Source organism: Viridibacillus sp. FSL H8-0110 (genome assembly GCF_038003565.1).
Taxonomy (GTDB): Bacteria; Bacillota; Bacilli; order Bacillales_A; family Planococcaceae; genus Viridibacillus; species Viridibacillus arenosi.
This window is the reverse complement of sequence record NZ_JBBOPJ010000001.1, coordinates 1,876,768-1,894,277: the sequence shown is the minus strand read 5'-3', so window position 1 is coordinate 1,894,277 and position 17,510 is coordinate 1,876,768. Positions and strand designations below refer to the sequence as shown.

Annotated in this window: 16 protein-coding genes and 1 other annotated feature; of the genes, 4 read left to right on the top strand and 12 right to left on the bottom strand. The window is 33.9% G+C overall.

Features of this window, described 5'->3' with window-relative positions:
- Positions 1–118: 118 nt before the first annotated feature.
- Together MHH98_RS09480 and MHH98_RS09475 are read right to left on the bottom strand one after the other, a co-directional pair.
- Complete coding sequence (locus MHH98_RS09480) at positions 119–1,324, bottom strand: MFS transporter (RefSeq protein ID WP_340712666.1); 1,206 nt, start codon at positions 1,322–1,324, stop codon at positions 119–121.
- A gap of 197 nt (positions 1,325–1,521) precedes the next feature.
- The gene (locus tag MHH98_RS09475) at positions 1,522–2,406 is read right to left on the bottom strand and encodes a phosphotransferase family protein (protein ID WP_340712664.1); all 885 of its coding nucleotides are present in this window, start codon (positions 2,404–2,406) and stop codon (positions 1,522–1,524) included.
- Positions 2,407–3,037: 631 nt separating this feature from the next.
- Here MHH98_RS09475 and MHH98_RS09470 point away from each other — a divergent pair.
- Positions 3,038–3,316 (top strand): hypothetical protein, encoded by a 279-nt coding sequence (locus MHH98_RS09470; protein WP_038182689.1) that lies wholly within the window; start codon positions 3,038–3,040, stop codon positions 3,314–3,316.
- A gap of 78 nt (positions 3,317–3,394) precedes the next feature.
- Here the strand turns inward: MHH98_RS09470 and MHH98_RS09465 are convergent, their stop codons facing one another.
- A complete protein-coding gene (locus MHH98_RS09465) occupies positions 3,395–3,907 on the bottom strand; it encodes a GrpB family protein (protein WP_038182690.1) in 513 nt (170 codons plus the stop codon).
- 236 nt (positions 3,908–4,143) lie between these two features.
- On the opposite strand from MHH98_RS09465, the gene MHH98_RS09460 reads away from it, so the two are divergent.
- A complete protein-coding gene (locus MHH98_RS09460; RefSeq protein ID WP_076035013.1) occupies positions 4,144–4,647 on the top strand; it encodes a hypothetical protein in 504 nt (167 codons plus the stop codon).
- 126 nt (positions 4,648–4,773) lie between these two features.
- On the opposite strand, the gene MHH98_RS09455 is transcribed toward MHH98_RS09460, so the two are convergent.
- Positions 4,774–5,364 carry an HAD-IA family hydrolase gene (locus tag MHH98_RS09455; protein WP_340712662.1) on the bottom strand — a complete coding sequence of 197 codons (591 nt, stop codon included), beginning with the start codon at positions 5,362–5,364 and terminating at the stop codon, positions 4,774–4,776.
- Positions 5,365–5,394: 30 nt separating this feature from the next.
- Positions 5,395–7,077, bottom strand: a complete 1,683-nt coding sequence (gene argS, locus MHH98_RS09450; RefSeq protein WP_076035011.1) for an arginine--tRNA ligase — start codon at positions 7,075–7,077, stop codon at positions 5,395–5,397.
- Between the two features lie 107 nt (positions 7,078–7,184).
- Positions 7,185–7,401 (bottom strand) — a binding site (T-box leader).
- A 1,033-nt stretch (positions 7,402–8,434) separates the two neighbouring features.
- Here argS and MHH98_RS09445 point away from each other — a divergent pair.
- Positions 8,435–9,712 (top strand): MFS transporter, encoded by a 1,278-nt coding sequence (locus MHH98_RS09445; RefSeq protein WP_038182698.1) that lies wholly within the window; start codon positions 8,435–8,437, stop codon positions 9,710–9,712.
- A 286-nt stretch (positions 9,713–9,998) separates the two neighbouring features.
- On the opposite strand, the gene MHH98_RS09440 is transcribed toward MHH98_RS09445, so the two are convergent.
- From MHH98_RS09440 to MHH98_RS09410, 7 genes are all read right to left on the bottom strand, one after another.
- Entirely contained in the window at positions 9,999–10,568 is a 570-nt protein-coding gene (locus MHH98_RS09440) for a GNAT family N-acetyltransferase (protein WP_340712660.1), read from the bottom strand.
- A gap of 9 nt (positions 10,569–10,577) precedes the next feature.
- Complete coding sequence (locus tag MHH98_RS09435; protein WP_340712658.1) at positions 10,578–11,057, bottom strand: GrpB family protein; 480 nt, start codon at positions 11,055–11,057, stop codon at positions 10,578–10,580.
- 113 nt (positions 11,058–11,170) lie between these two features.
- Positions 11,171–11,434, bottom strand: a complete 264-nt coding sequence (locus MHH98_RS09430) for a hypothetical protein (protein WP_340712656.1) — start codon at positions 11,432–11,434, stop codon at positions 11,171–11,173.
- A 719-nt stretch (positions 11,435–12,153) separates the two neighbouring features.
- A complete protein-coding gene (locus MHH98_RS09425; RefSeq protein ID WP_038182708.1) occupies positions 12,154–12,342 on the bottom strand; it encodes a DNA-directed RNA polymerase subunit alpha C-terminal domain-containing protein in 189 nt (62 codons plus the stop codon).
- Positions 12,343–12,540: 198 nt separating this feature from the next.
- Positions 12,541–13,116, bottom strand: a complete 576-nt coding sequence (locus MHH98_RS09420; protein ID WP_340712653.1) for a histidine phosphatase family protein — start codon at positions 13,114–13,116, stop codon at positions 12,541–12,543.
- Between the two features lie 181 nt (positions 13,117–13,297).
- Positions 13,298–13,900 carry a class I SAM-dependent methyltransferase gene (locus tag MHH98_RS09415; protein ID WP_051448653.1) on the bottom strand — a complete coding sequence of 201 codons (603 nt, stop codon included), beginning with the start codon at positions 13,898–13,900 and terminating at the stop codon, positions 13,298–13,300.
- A gap of 236 nt (positions 13,901–14,136) precedes the next feature.
- Positions 14,137–16,077, bottom strand: coding sequence for a GTP-binding protein (locus MHH98_RS09410; RefSeq protein ID WP_038182716.1), 1,941 nt, complete (start codon positions 16,075–16,077; stop codon positions 14,137–14,139).
- A gap of 270 nt (positions 16,078–16,347) precedes the next feature.
- Between MHH98_RS09410 and MHH98_RS09405 the strand changes: the two genes are divergently transcribed.
- A complete protein-coding gene (locus tag MHH98_RS09405) occupies positions 16,348–17,088 on the top strand; it encodes a GTP pyrophosphokinase (RefSeq protein ID WP_038182718.1) in 741 nt (246 codons plus the stop codon).
- Positions 17,089–17,510: the final 422 nt, after the last annotated feature.

The following is a 17,510-nucleotide window of genomic DNA, read 5'->3' as shown; positions in this document are numbered from 1 at the left end:
GTGTAATCCCTACTATGTCTTATAAAATCAGTTTCCGTTAAAACAAAAAAACAGTTGTAAAATTAGCAACTGTTTTTGAACTACAATATGAAAAACTAAAGTAATATAACTCCCCTTATTAAGTTGTTTCTTCCTTTTTCAACAATATCTCCCGATCCACTTTTAATTCAAAGCCCTTTTTCCAAGAAAGAATCACGAATCCAGAAGCTACAATCAATAACCCACTAAGTATAATAAAACAATATATGATTAAATCTGAGGATACCATTTGGGTAAAGAGAGCAAGTAAGACGATCCTAAATAATAATCCAATTGAGCGGAATAAGCTATCCACTCTTCCAATGATTTCATTAGGGATTTGGTCCATCAAGAAAGAGTTTCTAGCAACTCGTGCTCCACTATTTCCTACTGCTATAAAAAACATAAGCGATAAATATAAGGGTAGATTCACAAGAACAATTAATGATATAGCAATGGTGTACGTAATAACACTGTAGATGATTGTCTTTTCATTTCCTATCTTTCTCGCGAGTACGGGTATGAACATCCCAGCAATAATTGCACCAATAGCATATATCATACTTTCAATCCCATAGGCACTTGCTGATGCCTTTAATACATCCCTTAAATAAACAGGAAACAAATAGTTTGTGACCATCACACCAATAAAGGGCATTATAGACATTACTAAAAACACGAACATAGTTGGCCGGATTATCATATACCTTAATCCTTCAATAACACTTGTTTTATCCTTTTTGCCTGTTTTATCAATTGGTTTCATCATATAAGGAAGTTTCATATAAAAGTAGATAGCTGCCGCATATGAAAGGACATCAAGTAACAAAATATAGTGCAAATCCCATTTCAATAATAAAACGCTCGCTAAAGCTCCCGCTATCATACTTGAAAGCTGACTCTGAACTTCCATCGTACCATTTAAAGCATTGTATTGATCCTTATTAAAAATCTCTTGATTTAAAGCAAACATAGTAGGAAAAAAGATTGTATAATATAAACTACCTATCATATAAATAATCGTGTAATGCCATACCTCATAAGTTAAACCGATAAATCCTATTAATGTGAAGAGCGTTAGTAATAGAAAGCATACGAATTCACTGATTAACAGTATTTTCTTTCGATTCATCTTGTCGACTAGGTTCCCTATAAACGGCGTAATAAGAAAGTTAATAATTGTCATACATATCGATATGTAACCAAATACTGTATTGCCATTTTCACTAGTCACCAACATCCAAGGTATAGCGATCATCGTAATACCTGAACCAATTGAAGAAGCGATATTGGCAAAAATAATCAAACGAAAACGAGAATCATTTTATAAATCCCTCATATTAAAGTACCCCTTTTATCTAGTGAGTTAAATCTAATACTCCCCAGCTATATAGTACTTTTACTATAATGGAAAATTCCAATTTCAAATTCAATCATAAGTTCGAACTTCACCTCATCTAATTGACTGAAAATATAGAAATTACCGTAATGGTTTTGAAATAATTACACCATCGAATTCTTTAATATATTGACACTTTCATCATAAAAATCTTTATGTTTCACTATCCCTCTCCTACTACACCAAGCAATTGATCCAATAGCATCTAATAAGGAATAGAACGGAAGTACTCTGTCTAAATCAATGATTGGACGGATACTCTCATAACCCTGCATATAAGCATCACGAGTTCCAAGGTGATTACTCCAAATATCTCTATTTATTTTAGTAAAATCTATTTCCGTAGAACCTGCTCTTGCACTTTCGAAATCAATGATGCCGGCTACTCCGGTATCGTTGATTAATATATTGCCTGGACGAAAATCTAGATGAACTAAGCATGGCCCATCCGGCTTAGGTAATGACTTGAATAGCTCGTTGAATTTATTTTCACTTTTATCAATTAGCTCAATAGGTAAGATTGCTCCACATTGAACTAAATACTGATTAAATAAATTTTTTATATATAATCTCCAGTCATTTTTCTCAAGATATCGAAAGCCATTTTGTTCTTCATACCCATAGCTTTGGAAACTCACTTCATGAAGCTGTGCATGATTTAGGCCGATTTGATAAGCAAGCCGTGTGTCAACTTTGCTTGTACAAGGTACACCGTTTATCTCTGAAAGTAGTATAGCTCCACAATCCGTTTCATCACCTACCCAATAATCTAAAACACGAGGAACAGGTAAATCTGATTCTAGCTTTTTTAGAATTGTATATTCACGGAACAGTTTATCTTTTGTAAAAGGAATTTTAATATATACATTTTCATTATTTGACAGACCAAGCTTATACACCTCTGAACTAAAAGACTCCGGGACATTTTCTATAGATTTGACATTTAATTTGAAATGATCCATTACAGTTTGTAATTGTGTGCTCTGCATAAAATCCTCCTTTTGAATGTAGTACAGTTAAGATATATACAAATTTAAACAATATTTTAGTTCATATACATTATATCTTAATTTGTTAATGTATTGGTATGGATCGTTTTTGAGTGGCAATATTGTATGAAGTGGTATATGGGGTATTGGAGAGATTATTGGCGCTGCTTGCGGGCTCTTTGGCGCTTCTCGGGCTTTCTTTAGCTCTACTCGCGGGCTTTGGCGCTAATCGCGGGCTTTTTGGCGCTTCTCGGACTCCCTTTAGCGCTACCCGCGGGCTTTGGCGCTAATCGCGGGCTTTTTGGCGCTTCTCGGACTCCCTTTAGCGCTACCCGCGGGCTTTGGCGCTAATCGGTCTCTTTTAGCGTTACTCGCGGGCTCTTTGGTGCTTCTCGGACTCCCTTTAGCGCTTACTCGCAGGCTTTGGCGCTACTCAGGCTCTTTTTAGCGCTGCTCGCGGGCTCTTTGGTGCTTCTCGAACTCTTTTTAGCTCTGCTCAAGCTTCCTTTAAAGCTACTCGAGAACCTCCCACAATGATATCTTTTCAACTTTGACTTTCTTATTTAAGATATGATAATTTTAAATAAGGTTAATTTTTCCATTAAAATGAATTTAGGGGGTCTCATCATATATGTCAACCGCTCAATTTTACGCTCTCATTATATTTGCCATAAGTTTAATTGGCGTTTTTTTCATAAAACGAATGGGGAAGTACATTTATGCGTTTATACTATTCGAAATTGGAATAGTCCTTATTGTAGTAACTGGATTTCTTCCTATAGATAATTGGGGTAAGATGGGATATGGAATAATTGGTCTTTCTGTAATGGTTTTGGCAATCGTAGTGGTAATACTAATTGGAGTATTCACTTTGATACTTAGTTATTTCAAAAAAGGAACCTCATATTAATTGTGAAGAGATTTATTGCATAAAAATTTGGTGATTTTTATTTTCCGTTTTAGAACTAATTTCTTTAATTCTATAAAATTAGTTTTTTAGCTTGTTTAATATTGAACTAACGAAAGCTGTTTTATCTTCAGCGTACTTGTGCTTGTTACTTTTATTTGTTGTAGATAATTTTTGCTTAAGCCGCTCATATTGTATTCTTGTATTTTCATTGTTTCTTAAATAATCTCTAAAACCAATTTGTTCTAATAAATATTTATTTCCACTTTCATACATATGGATTTGATGGGTTCTCGGTTCACCTTTATTAAAGTAATGTCTATTGGGTAAAATATTTATCCCTTTATATGAGTACCCCAATGATTCTAAGGGAGGAACACAGATCTCACCATCTTGAAAATTTTTTATTTCAATCGCAATATCAATAATTGGCTTTGCACTTAAATGTTTAACCGCTGTACTCCCTATATGATGAACAGCTACAATTTGCTCACCAATTACCTCTTCAATCTTGCTTTTCTCCAATAAAAACTCCACTTCCCACACACTCGTCCAAGGAACTAAAAATACCACTCCCTTTGGTAATCCAAGCATTATAATACCTCCCTATATCATTTAAGTAAAACAGGTCATCAATCAATCTTATAACTATTTCTATAATTATGGAATTTTTTTGTATCTCTAATCTGTCTGTTTTCCCCTTTATAAAACAGACATTAATAATAGAATCCCCTTTTCTACAGGTATTCTTGAATATCTGTAGAATCTAATTATTAGATTTATTAATACTCTTATTTCAAAGAATCAAAAGTTCGATGAGGAGGGATTGGGTGAAGCAAGTAACGTTTTTGCTATTTATTTTTACATTATTCTTATCAGGATGTGGATTAAAGAATAATACAAAAGATGTTATGCCTGAAGAAATGCCAAGTGACTTTGGTTTTTCAGTTAAGTTCGGTGTTGGTAAAAAGAATGAAGTCAATACTTTTGAAGGGATAGTTACAAAGGATTTAGTAGCTGATGGAACTGCAACAATAAATCTGCCGCTTACAATAGAAGAAAAGGCCAATATTTATAAAAAAATGAAAGACATCAATATAATAAACATGAAAGAATTAGTCCCTAAAACTGAGTGTATGACAGAGCCTTATAGTGAAGATGAATGGAAAATCACTATAAACGGTGTAACGATAAAGCCATATATTTCTGGAGCATATTGTGAAAAAGCCAATGATGAAAATAAACTGATTGATTTACGAAATTACATACGTAATATAGTTCAAAGCAAAGTTGAATATAAAAAACTCCCAGAAGCTACTGGTGGATATGAATAGTTAGTTGTCTTATAAACACACGAAAACGCTTGGAAGACTATCCAAGCGTTTTTACGTGTTAAATATGTTAATTATTTAATATAGAGTCTAGTTCTTCTATATTATTTACAATATAAGTTGGTTCCTCTAATGCCAATTCCTCTTTACTACCGACCCATAAAGGACACCAATATTGGCTATGCCTTCCTTCTTCGCCCCGATTAAATCATGCTTACGGTCACCAATCATAATGACTTCACTTTTATCTGGAGAAGATAGTTGTAAAAGTACTTCATGAATTACATCAGCCTTTGCAATTCTAGTACCATTTAAATTACTTCCTACTATTACTTCAAAATATTGATCCAGTTTAAAATGCTGCAAAATTTTCTCAGCAAAGATAGTTGGCTTAGATGTGGCAACAGCTAGTGTTTTTTCTTTTTTCTTTAAAGTTTCAAGAAGTGTTTCGATTCCTGGATAGACTTCATTTTCATATAAGCCGTGCTGTTGAAATCTTTCACGATAATAACCGATTGCCTCATTTACTTGTTGTTCAGTTAAATCGTAATAAGCCTGAAAAGACTCTTGCAAAGGTGGTCCTATGAAAAAATCTAATTTTGAATAATCGACTATTTCTATATTCAGCTTTTCTAATGCGTATGCGACACTTTTTGTAATTCCGACTTTTGGATCCGTTAATGTGCCATCTAAATCAAATAATATATATTGGTAATTCATTCGTTCCTCACCTCTGAATATTAGTATTAGCTACATCTCTTTCGGTGCCTGAATTCCTAATAAACGCAAACCTTCTTCAATCACGATAGCAACACAAGCACATAATGTTAGTTTCACCTGCATTGTAGCTTTGTCTTCTAGTATTCTTGTGTGGGCATAATACTTATTAAATGCTCTTGAAAGTTCGATTAAATACTTGGCAATTTGCGAAGGGTCCGCAAGTTCAAGTGCTTTTGCCACAACTTCAGGGAAACCTTTTAGTGAGATGACAACTGGCCAAGCCTCATCAGATAACCCTTCAAATTGGCTGACCTCAGTACTATACTGACCTTTTCGTAGAAGTGAGCAAATCCGTGCATACGTATATTGAACATAAGGACCTGTCTCCCCTTCAAAATTCAACATTTCTTCAAGCGAAAACTCAATATCATTCATACGATGATTTTTTAAATCGTGGAAGATTACTGCTCCTGTTCCTACCACTTTCGCTATCTCTTCTTTTTGCTTTAGGTTTGGATTTTTTTCCTCAATATTCTTGCCTGCTAATTGGATAGCCTCATTTAATACTTCTTCAAGTAATACAACTTTCCCCTTACGAGTAGACATTTTTTTGCCGTCTTTTAACATCATGCCAAACGGAATATGCTGTAACTCTTTTGCCCACTCATACCCCATTCTCTCTAGTACGTTAAATAACTGTTTAAAATGTAGAGATTGTTCATTTCCCACTACGTAAAATGATCTTGTTGAATTATAAGTTTCATTTCTATATAGGGCAGCAGCTAAATCACGGGTCGCATATAAAGTTGTGCCATCCGTTTTCTTAATCAAACATGGTGGCATATCTTCTAAATTTACAACCATTGCACCGTCCGATACTTCAAGAAGTCCCTGTTCAGCTAATAATTCAACAACTCTCTCCATTTTATCATTATAAAATGCTTCGCCCGCAAACGAATCGAAACGTATGCCAAGTAATGCATAGACCTGTTCAAATTCCTTTAGCGATGCTTCTCTAAACCATTGCCATAATTGCAGTGCTTCTTCATCACCCTGCTCTAACTTTTTAAATGCTGCACGTGCTTGATCATTCAATGAGTCATCTTGATCTGCTACTTCATGAAATTTGACATATATCTTCAGTAATTCACGTACTGGAGACTGCTCAATCAGCTCTTTATTCCCCCATAAATGATAAGCGACAATCAGCTTGCCAAATTGAGTACCCCAATCTCCTAAATGATTGATGCGTACTACTTCATAACCATTTTTCTCTGCAATATTAGCTACTGCATTACCGATAACTGTTGACCGTAAATGCCCCATTGAAAAAGGCTTTGCAATATTAGGGGATGAAAAATCAATCGTAATCGTTTGACCTTCTCCAAATTTTTGTTGTCCGTATGCAGATTGAGAGGAAACTATGCTAGATAATACACCTTTCGAGATTTCCGATTGCTTTAGAAAAATATTCACATATCCACCAACAGCTTCAACCTTTTCAATAATGTCATTGTTAACTTTTTCACTTATTTCTTTAGCTATTATATTTGGTGATTTGCGGAAAATTTTCGCTAATGCAAAGCAAGGAAAAGCATAATCACCTAAATGTGCATACTTTGGCTTTTCAATTGTTTGTTCAATATCACTCTTTGCTAATTGACCTTCTACTGCTTCAAATAATGTATTGATTATCAATTGTTTGTCTTCCATTCTATTTCCCCCTCAAATAATAAAAACATTGTTCGTTCCAAACAAAATTTCCGTTGATACTCTGCCGTAATGGTACAGAAAGCCATAAAAAAAGCCCCCGTCTCAAAACAAGAGACGAGAGCATAGATCCCGTGGTACCACTCTGGTTGCCACAATATGTGACCACTTTCAATTGTTAACGAGGTGACTCCCCGATCTTTTCTACTGCTATTTCAAAAAGTTTCTCCAAAGTGCGCTTCATTCATGTTCCATGTATTAGGCTCCCACCATCCCTAACTCGCTTGACATATCCTCATAAACTACTCTCTTTATCAAAGAATTTTTTTATTAAATTGTAACTATGGTATATTTAATTTGTAAATAAGTCAATGTTTGAGAAAAAAATATAACTAGAAATTTATTTTCACATAAAAATTCCAAACCAATTTTTGGTATAAATCAAAATTTTAATAAAAAATTCAACTGTTTGTCATAGAAATTTCAATTAGTACTTAGTCATAACACTTTGTTGTAAAATCACAAAAAACACACTCGAATTCCTCGAATTTCTCCACTTTAATATTCTTTCATTTTAGATGAGTATTTCCAAAAAATTTCCCTTCATGTTTGGCAATAGTCAAATCAATTACAACTATTTGATAAACTTTTTGTATAATACCTTCCTATTTATTAAATCTACAAAACTCCTATTTGTTACGTTCTTTCCTATATATAATAACAAGTCTTCATACGTTAATAATTCAAGTTGAACTGACCATCAACTTAAAGCAGATTAAACCTCTCTATCTTTTACTTTAGAAAAATTACATTCTTCCATTTTTCACATACCCATTAATTTAGCCAGCTAATATATAACCTAGTCATAATATCAACCATTAATTAACTAACTACAAATTCTATGAATTAAATGATGGTCTCATACAAACTCCTAAAAAATACAAGTCTGTTTTTCTTCAAAACTAAGAAATTCATATTATTGACACAAATATTTTAATGGTATACTATTGAGACGTAAAGTAACTTGAAGTCAAAAAGTTACCATGTTTTAACGGTTCAGGAGGTAGAACTAATTATTTAAGTTCATGAGTAATAGAGTTTCAAATCAAAGTAAAAATTAATTGGTCAAGAAGTACTCAAAATTACATAATCATTTTGGGTCCTTATAAATTATTTTACGAAGACAATTAGATCATGAAAATATTTAAAGGGTATTTTATTTTAACGCTTTCTATAAATCTCATTAAAGAGCTTTTGGGGAATAGAGAGTAAAATTAGACAAGCTCAGGTATTTTTCCGAATAAGCAGTCTGATAAGGTAAGTATATAGGTTAAAAAAACAAGAAAAAGAGGTACAATACGTGAGCACAAATAAGAAAAAAATCCACTACGCATGGTGGTTATTATTAGGTTTATCTATTATGGTCGGTTTGGCTAAAGGCGGAATCATGACTGCAGGTGGATTATTTTTAACTCCAGTAACAGAAGATTTAGGTATTGGAATGGGAAGTCTAACACTTTACTTTAGTATTTCCTCTATAGTAACAATGATTTTCTTACCATTGGCTGGTAAGATCATTGCTAAGTATGATATTAGAACAGTTTTAGTAACAGCAATTATTTTACAAGCGGGTTCGTTCGCAATGTTTGGTTTAATGAATTCTGTTTGGGGTTGGTACTTATTCTGTATCCCTATGTCAATCGGTTCAATTTTTGTCACTCAAATCGCAGGCCCAGTATTAATCAACAACTGGTTTAAAAAACATAACGGTTTAGCAATTGGTATCATGGTTGCATCTGGTGGTATTTTCGGTGCTATCCTACAACCTATGGCTGGTAACTTAATCGCAAGTGAAGGTTGGAGAACGACTTACTTCATCTTAGGTGGAATTGTTATAGCAATCGTTGTGCCTATCGTATTATTAACAATTAGAATGTCTCCTAAACAAAAAGGTTTACAACCATTAGGTTTAGAAGTTGAAATTAATAAAAATGAAGATCCTTCTTCAGTTAAAGTTGAATCTAATACAAACACAGGTATTTCAGCTGCAATCGCTAAAAAATCAAGTGCATTTTATGCATTATTATTATTCTTCTTCTTTATTACTGCTATTAGTAGTTTTGGTCAACACGTTGCTCCTTTTGCAATGGGCTTAGGCTATGACGTTAAATTTGCTGGTGGTGCAATGGGCTTCTGGCAAGTGGGTGTACTGATCGGTGCATTAGCATTCGGTATTTTAAGTGATAAAATTGGTGCAAAAAACACAGCTATCTTCGCGATGTTATTAGGTTTAGTTCCAATCGCAATTCTATTAACTGTTCCTGACAATTCTACTATGTTCTCTTTAGCAATTGGAATTTATGGATTTGTTGTTGCATCACTTGGAACATTAGGACCGCTATTAACTACAGCTATCTTTGGTAACAAAGAATACGGTCAAATTTACGCTTCTGCAGTTATCGGTTTAGCAGTTGCTGGTATCGTTGCATTACCAGGTTATGGATATGTATTCCAATTAACTGGTAGCTATACTTTTGTACTTTACGCAATTGCCTTCATGCTAGTTATTAATGTAGTATTAATCATTATGGCATTTATCGGTAAAAAGAAACTAGTACAAGCTGGTCATTGGAAATAATCACTATGTATCTCCCTTAAAACATAAGTGAAATCTTCCCTTTAAATTAATTTTTCTTGATGAATTGTTTACTTCACCATTTCATCAATCTTACTAACGAATTTGAAAACAATAACTCACATTCTATTCACTCCGTTTCAAACACTTCTGAAACAAATAGAGAGAATAAATAGACCTTATTGAGCAATGTAAATTGAACACTTCTAAGTTGATACAAACAACTTAGAAGTGTTTTATTATATTACAATTAAGTTTAACTTTTAAATATAGGTAGATAAAATGGTTTTCAAATAATCTGTTCAAACTCTTCTCTCAAAATAGAATACATTTTTAAATCACGATGGGTGTCTTTAACTAATAGCCCTTTTCGAATTAGTCTTTCATAAGACATACCGACTTTCTCCATAACCCGAGCAGAACCTACATTCTCAATCAAACATTTCGCTTGAATTCGAACTAAATCCATTTCTTCGAAACCATATGCAATTACTGCTGTTGATGCTTCAGTAACAATGCCTCTCCCCCAATATACTTGTGAAATTGCATAACCGATTTCAGCTATTTGTTGTTTTGGCTGCCAAGATACAAAATCTATTGTTCCAATTAATGTACCTGTCTCTTTTTCTTCAATGCCCCAAAGAGCATATTGATCCAACTCGTATTTGTTTAATATCAATCGTATAAACTCTTCTGTATCCTCTAAACTTTCATGCTTAGTCCAAGTACAGTACCGTGCAACTTCCTCATTCGAACAATATGTATGCATATCGTATAAGTCATCAAGTGAGATTTTCCTTAAACTTAATCGATCTGTTTCTAAAATAGGTAGCTTGCTGTAGACATCCTCCATTTTCATTACATCACCTCATTTCAAGTTTTCATACCAACGTAACGCTTTTTGTTCTATTTCAATAGCAAAAGTCGATTTCCCTTGTATATATGCCTCCATATTAAATGGATATTGTGATGCATTTGCTTGCTTTATTCGGCCATATTTTGTCGCTTCAGCAGGATGGTTTCTTAAATAATCTCGAAAAGCTAGATGTCTATTAATTCCTGCATGTCCTATTTCATAAAAGTGGATATGATGTGTGCGATTGTCATCACCTTTTGTAAAATATCGTCGTCCTTGGAGACCATTCTCCCCTTTAGCTACATAACCGATTTCTTCTAACTTCGCATTAAATTGATCAACTAGTTCAATATGATAAACTACTGGCATTATATCAATAATAGGTTTCGCAGGAAGGTTTTCAACGGACGTACTACCAATATGAAAGATATCATGAATCTCATCACGTAATATATCTCTTATCATCTTTTGTTCTTTGTTGAATAATGCCACTCATTCTCGATCGTATTCTACCACTTCAACCTTTCTCATTTTTCACCTCTATTTTGTCAGTCTTTTAAATTCAGTATATTCAGTCTACTATAATCATAGCATATTTATTTAAACTATCTATCAAATTGCATTAACTTATGAACACCAGTATAAATGAATAAAATTAAAATCCCCAATACAATAAAAATAAATGTAATTCCGTTTTCCGGAATAAACTGCATACCCCAAATAAATAAACTAGCTATCATCCCACCAATTACACTCATCAAACCTAATATAGATAAATGCGTTCCCCTTGACTCCTCTGGAATCGATTTAGCTACTATGGATTGGTGAGTAGGCAAATACAGTAGTGTGACAACAGAACCATTAATCATTTACAGACTACAATAATATGTAACTACCTAATGATACTCTAAAGGAATCATCACTAATAAAAATTGATTCTAAAGAATCATTAAATCGCATAATTCTAGTATTATTACGATTTTACATTAATTAAATATCAGAAAATTATAATCATTAATATCTTTTTATACAGGAATTATTTATCGCAATTATTATAGTATTCTGTTAACGAGTCTTATTACTATGCCATCTTAGACTTTTTTGTATATAATGGAGAGACATCCACTTTTAGGTGTAAATAAAAAGATAAAGGAAGTGAAGGTTTATGATTACTTTACGCATTCACAAGGAGAATTCAGATTACGTGGTGAAACGGATCAGTAACCAAAATGCCGATCAATATTCTGTGCACTCTGCTGAGTCACTCTATGAAAGTTTGTTTCATTTAGGTCGCAAAATGCATATTAGTAACATCCATTTCAACATTCCACATGATTTAAAATCCAAATTAATATCTTTTCTATCCGTCGAATTTCCTGCCGAGCTTTACGATTATCATATTAAGATTATTGACTAAACCGTTACCTCATTGATTATATCCTCTAGAAGCGACAGTCAGTAACCATCTAGGTGCGATTTTAAATCGTTCCTGATGGTTCAATTATACATATTGTATCATCTTACCAAAATACCGACACAAGCCTTCTAGCGCCATGTCGGTATTATTTCTTATTAGCATTAGCTATCATTAATCTTTAAATTGCAGCCCCTTTTCTTGTAGAGCTCCTTTTAAGACTTCTATAGATTTAGGTCCCATACCATGAAGCACATTTAAAGTCTTTTCATCAACTGTTGTTAATTGCTCCAATGTCGTGATTCCTACGCTATTAAGTGCTCTTACCGCTGGCTTTGATACACCTTTTGGCCAGATTTGCATGTCTTCACCCCATCCGTTTATTTTAAGTTGCAGAAAATATTATTTACCACTCATATACTTTGACATCATTTGTCTTCACTTTACGATATCTATTTTTACACAGATGGTTATTATTAAAAAGTCACGATACGCTTTCCTGTATATCTTCATATCTAATCCCCTACACATAAAAATCCCTTACTTTTATCGGATAGTGCTTTAACAAATAACTGAAAACCAACCAGTTTCTTTTGGGAAATCATTTCGGGTAAGCATTTGCCCAGAAAGTATTTGTCGATAAGAAGTAATCGTACCGTCGTGTGACACTATATAAATTTTTTCTTTATGTAACTTTTTACAATCACTAATAAACTTTTCAGCAAGGTTTGTGAATTGCTGTTCTGTAAGGGTATTGATACCATCCGACCAGAGTTCGATTGGCGCCTTACTATCTACTTCAAAAGTTGGGTAATCCTGTTCAATAATTTCTAAATCCATTATCTTATCACAAGGCAATGTTTTCATACTTGAGTGAATGGGAAAGATTCTTGGAGATACTAATGGACTTACAATCTTACGAACATTTTTATTTTCACTCCAAATGAATACTGTTTCAAGCGTTCTTCTAAGCGGACTAATAATTATTACATCTTCATCTGTTAGCGGAAATTGATTTCTTAATAACATTGCCTGCTCTACTCCTGTAGAAGTTAGTGCTGGGTCTTCTATTTGCAAACTTTTAGGTACATCCAATGTATGTTCACCTTGGCCGTGACGAATAAATACCAACTCCATTTAACTCCTCCTATTCTATTGTTTAAACTTGTGATCAATCTTTTGATTTTACAATACCGAAAACTTTATTATCCAATTATTCAAAAATAATAGAAAGGCTTTTTTCTAAAATGGATTGGGGTATTCGCTTAGCCATTTAATACTTTTCTCTACTAGTAAATATTTCAAACGAAAAGCGATTTTAAATAGTTTTGAAACCTTCAGCACAAAGCCATTTAGCATTATTCTGCTCATAAAATTTTATTGAATTGAACCCCGTTTTAATAAACAATTGCTCCAATTCTTCTCTCGTTTTATAAGTTTGCATATGATAATTTATTTTGTATAATTCTGCAATAATTAGGAAGTGACCATCTTTTTTCAATACTCTAAATGCCTCTTTTACTCCCTTTTCTAGATCTGGCCAGAAGTAATGTGTTTGAAAAGCTGTTATTATATCAAATGTATTATTTGAAAATGGCATGTCAGTAACACTTGCTTGGAGGATATTTACTTTACCCTTTTCCACATCTTGTTTATTTGCTCTAATTGAATCTTTTACTGCTTGTTCGGAATAATCTATACCGACAATTTTTCCGGACGTATTCCGCTTAGACAATAATTGTATTGTTTTACCCCCTCCACATCCTATGTCCAATATTACTGCTGATTCTTTTACTTTTACCTTTTCTAAAGCCCATTGGTTCATGCTAGTGTGTGCAGAGTTCATAATTCTCAACATTATTGAACCTATGATTCCTCTTGGGTTCTTAGCTTGTTCTATCAATTGGTTTAGTAAGTTCATTTTTCTCCCCCATAATCTATTCATTTAAGAAAGAATAATTACTACAAATCGCCCTTGCTTGTAAATTCACTATTACTTATATTTGAATATTTTTTACTCCCAATTTTTAACTCGATAAATATTTTAACATATTTTACCTAACAATAAATAAAAAGCAGTGGGATTCCTATTAGAAACCCACTGCTTATATATATTTCTTCATACGTGGAAACCTTAAAAAAGTATCCCTTAGCACTCTACAAACAATGCATCGCTGCCTTGGCTTCTTTCCAAGGAACAGAATACCCCTTCCCTTTGGCACAGAAAATCGAAGTAGAAGTATACTCTGGATCTGCATTCTTATCATAACCAATTTCTTCAATCACTTGTTCAGTATTATGGCATTGATCATAGCCAGCAAAGTTAAGTGTGAGTGCGCCTTTACCGTTTGTAAAAGCAGCAAAGCTTGTACTGTAGTTCATAAAAGTGGCAACTGGAACACGTCCTTTAATGACAACCTTGTCCCCTATGTTTTCAGGCGGATTAAAACGACCATGAGCCTGTTGAACATCAGACATTACACGTCCAATATGATCCATGTCTACTTTAATCTTAAAATCATAATACGGTTCAAGTAGAATATTTTCCGCTTGTTCCAAACCTTGTCGTAACGCTCTATGAGTGGCTTCTCTGAAATCACCACCGGATGTATGCTCGTTACTTCCACGCCCTGTTAGTAGGGTTATTAACACGTCTGTAACTGCAGAACCTGTTAGTAAGCCGTGATGGTTTCTTTCAAGTACATGTTGATGGATTAAATTTTGATTGCCGATAGATAAATGATCTGCATGACATTTATTCTTGAATGTAACACCTGAACCTCTTTCAGCTGGTTCGATTTGTAGATGCACCTCTGCATAATGTCGTAGAGGCTCGAAATGTCCATACCCAGTTACAGTTGCCCCAATCGTTTCTTTATACAAAATCTTCGGTTCACCAAATGACACTTTATATGAAAAACGCTCTCTAACAATCTGTTCTAGCACTTCAAGTTGAATAACCCCCATTACATGAACATGAATTTCTTGAAAATGCTCGTCCCAAAAGATATGGAGAGATGGATCTTCAGCATCCAAAATCTTAAAACAACGGAACATTTCTTTCACATGAATATTAGAGTCGAAAATGACTTTCGATTTTAATGTAGGAATGAGTTCAAAAACAGCTTTTTCTCTAAGCACACCAAGACCTTCTCCTATTTCTACACCACTTAGGCCCGTAACCGCGAAAAGTTCACCTGCTCGAACTTCATTGACTGTTGTGAATTTATTGCCATTGTACAAGCGGATTTGTGTGATCTTTTCTGAAGTTTCTCCGTACTTCACTTCGTCCCTTACTTGCAAATAACCACTTAAACATTTCATAAACGTCACTCGTTGATCATTATCATCATGTCGTATTTTATAAACCCGTGCAGCAAAATCAATGTCTTTACTATAAGAAGTCACCGTTAATTGATCTAATTTTAAGAAAAATTCCAGCACTCCGATATCCTTTAATGCCGAACCACTTGCTGAAGGGAAGATTTCGCCAGATGCAATAAGTTTTTTGAATGCTTCAAGCCATTTCGCATTGTCATAACCTGAATCCATATACTGTTCCAGCAGCTCTTCATCCCGCTCTGCTATAAATTCAATGAGCTCCTCTTGCATTTGTCCATCTTGGAAAACAGTTGTTATATCACAAACATTTTCTGTCAGATTCGATCGGATTTCATTCAATACTAATTCCGTATTGACCCCCTCTCTATCTGTTTTATTTAAAAAGAAAAAGGTAGGGATGTTGTGTTTACGTAATAATTGCCACACCGTTTCCGTATGTCCTTCCACACCATCAATTGCACTGATAATTAAAATTGCATAATCCATCACTTGAATAGCGCGTTCCATTTCAGGTGAAAAATCGACATGCCCTGGTGTGTCAATAATGGTATACGTATGATCGTTGTATGTAATAATGCCTTGCTCAGCAAAAACGGTAATGCCACGCTCTCGTTCAATGGCATGATTGTCTAAAAAGGCATCCTTGTGATCGACACGCCCCCTCTGGCGGATACTATTCGTATGAAACAGTAACTGCTCAGAAAAAGTAGTCTTGCCAGCATCTACATGGGCAAGTATCCCAATTGTTTTATACATATATGTTCCTCATTTCGTGTAGTACAGATGACTATATTATAGCATCGAATTGGGGAGTTTAAGCTAGATTAGAAGTGCTGATTGATTTATACGAAATACAATAGACACATAGAAGCTTTACTGTGCCTTTTTCGTTGAATACTTTTGAACTTCTATTACAATATTTACCTTTAAACGGTTTTTCTTAGGGATTCAACTGAAGCTAGTGTATGATATATACGGAAATAGATTGAACCATTTTATTTAATTTTGAAAGGTGTAGATTTTACAATGACACATTTAATAGAGCAACAAAATATGAAAGAACTTCGAGTAGAGCTAACTCGTTTTATGATGGCCTATAAATTTGCATTAGATGAAATCGGGACTAAGGTTCGTATTTTAAGAGAAGAATTCCGGTTAATACATGAATATAATCCAATCGAACATGTCAATACACGTATAAAATCACCAGAAAGTATTTTGAAAAAGATGCATAAAAAGAATATCCCTACAACATTGGAAGGTATCCGTGAAAACATGAGGGATATTGCGGGTATCCGAATTACATGCTCTTTTGTTTCTGATATTTACATCATTAGTGAAATGATTCAGGCTCAATCAGACATCGAAGTCATCGATGTAAAGGATTATATTCAAAATCCAAAGCCAAATGGCTATCAAAGTCTTCATGTCATTTTGAAGATTCCTGTTTTTATGTCCGATCGTGAAGAGCATGTGTACGTAGAAATGCAAATCCGTACGATTGCTATGGATTTCTGGGCAAGTTTGGAACATAAAATCTATTACAAGTACAACAAACAAGTTCCTGAACGACTAACAAATGAGTTAAGAGAAGCCGCTTTTACTGCAGCTGAACTAGATCGTAAAATGGAACGACTAAACAAAGAGATCAACATCCTAAAAGAAATCGAGCATGATGATCAGGATATTTTATCCTTAGACGATACAGTATCAACGAAAGCTATCATTCAAATGATGAAAAAGATTGCTTTGGATAGGCTAATATAATAAATTAAACAAAAAAAGCTGTTCCCAAAAGTCAGTTTTCACCTACTTTGGGACAGCCCTATAAAAGATAAATCATTATTAAATTACTTGGTGTTTTTTTGTATTACTGAAAAAGGTCATGCAAATTGTAAAAATACAAATCATCACAATTGGACTACCTAACAATAAATAAGCAAAACCTTCAAATCCTCTTACTACTGTAGATCCATATGCAATAAGTGATACTCCCAAAGCTAATGATGTCAACGTGTAAATGATAATTGTTGTTTTAGAGTACCTTTTTTCTTCAGCATCGATGCTATAACTGCCAGAACTACACCAACGATAATGCCATATAATAAAGGTAAAAACATCATATACATTTCCCCCTTCTTGTTAGAAAATACCATAAAATAGAATGTATTTAAATATTTATCGTCTGT

Coding starts and splice junctions, on each gene's coding strand:
- MHH98_RS09475 (WP_340712664.1), bottom strand. CDS start 2,406: ATGCAGAGCACACAATTACAAACTGTAATGGATCATTTCAAATTAAAT.
- MHH98_RS09470 (WP_038182689.1), top strand. CDS start 3,038: ATGTCAACCGCTCAATTTTACGCTCTCATTATATTTGCCATAAGTTTA.
- MHH98_RS09465 (WP_038182690.1), bottom strand. CDS start 3,907: ATGCTTGGATTACCAAAGGGAGTGGTATTTTTAGTTCCTTGGACGAGT.
- MHH98_RS09455 (WP_340712662.1), bottom strand. CDS start 5,364: ATGAATTACCAATATATATTATTTGATTTAGATGGCACATTAACGGAT.
- argS (WP_076035011.1), bottom strand. CDS start 7,077: ATGGAAGACAAACAATTGATAATCAATACATTATTTGAAGCAGTAGAA.
- MHH98_RS09440 (WP_340712660.1), bottom strand. CDS start 10,568: ATGAAAATGGAGGATGTCTACAGCAAGCTACCTATTTTAGAAACAGAT.
- MHH98_RS09430 (WP_340712656.1), bottom strand. CDS start 11,434: ATGATTAATGGTTCTGTTGTCACACTACTGTATTTGCCTACTCACCAA.
- MHH98_RS09425 (WP_038182708.1), bottom strand. CDS start 12,342: ATGCAAATCTGGCCAAAAGGTGTATCAAAGCCAGCGGTAAGAGCACTT.
- MHH98_RS09420 (WP_340712653.1), bottom strand. CDS start 13,116: ATGGAGTTGGTATTTATTCGTCACGGCCAAGGTGAACATACATTGGAT.
- MHH98_RS09415 (WP_051448653.1), bottom strand. CDS start 13,900: ATGAACTTACTAAACCAATTGATAGAACAAGCTAAGAACCCAAGAGGA.
- MHH98_RS09410 (WP_038182716.1), bottom strand. CDS start 16,077: ATGTATAAAACAATTGGGATACTTGCCCATGTAGATGCTGGCAAGACT.
- MHH98_RS09405 (WP_038182718.1), top strand. CDS start 16,348: ATGACACATTTAATAGAGCAACAAAATATGAAAGAACTTCGAGTAGAG.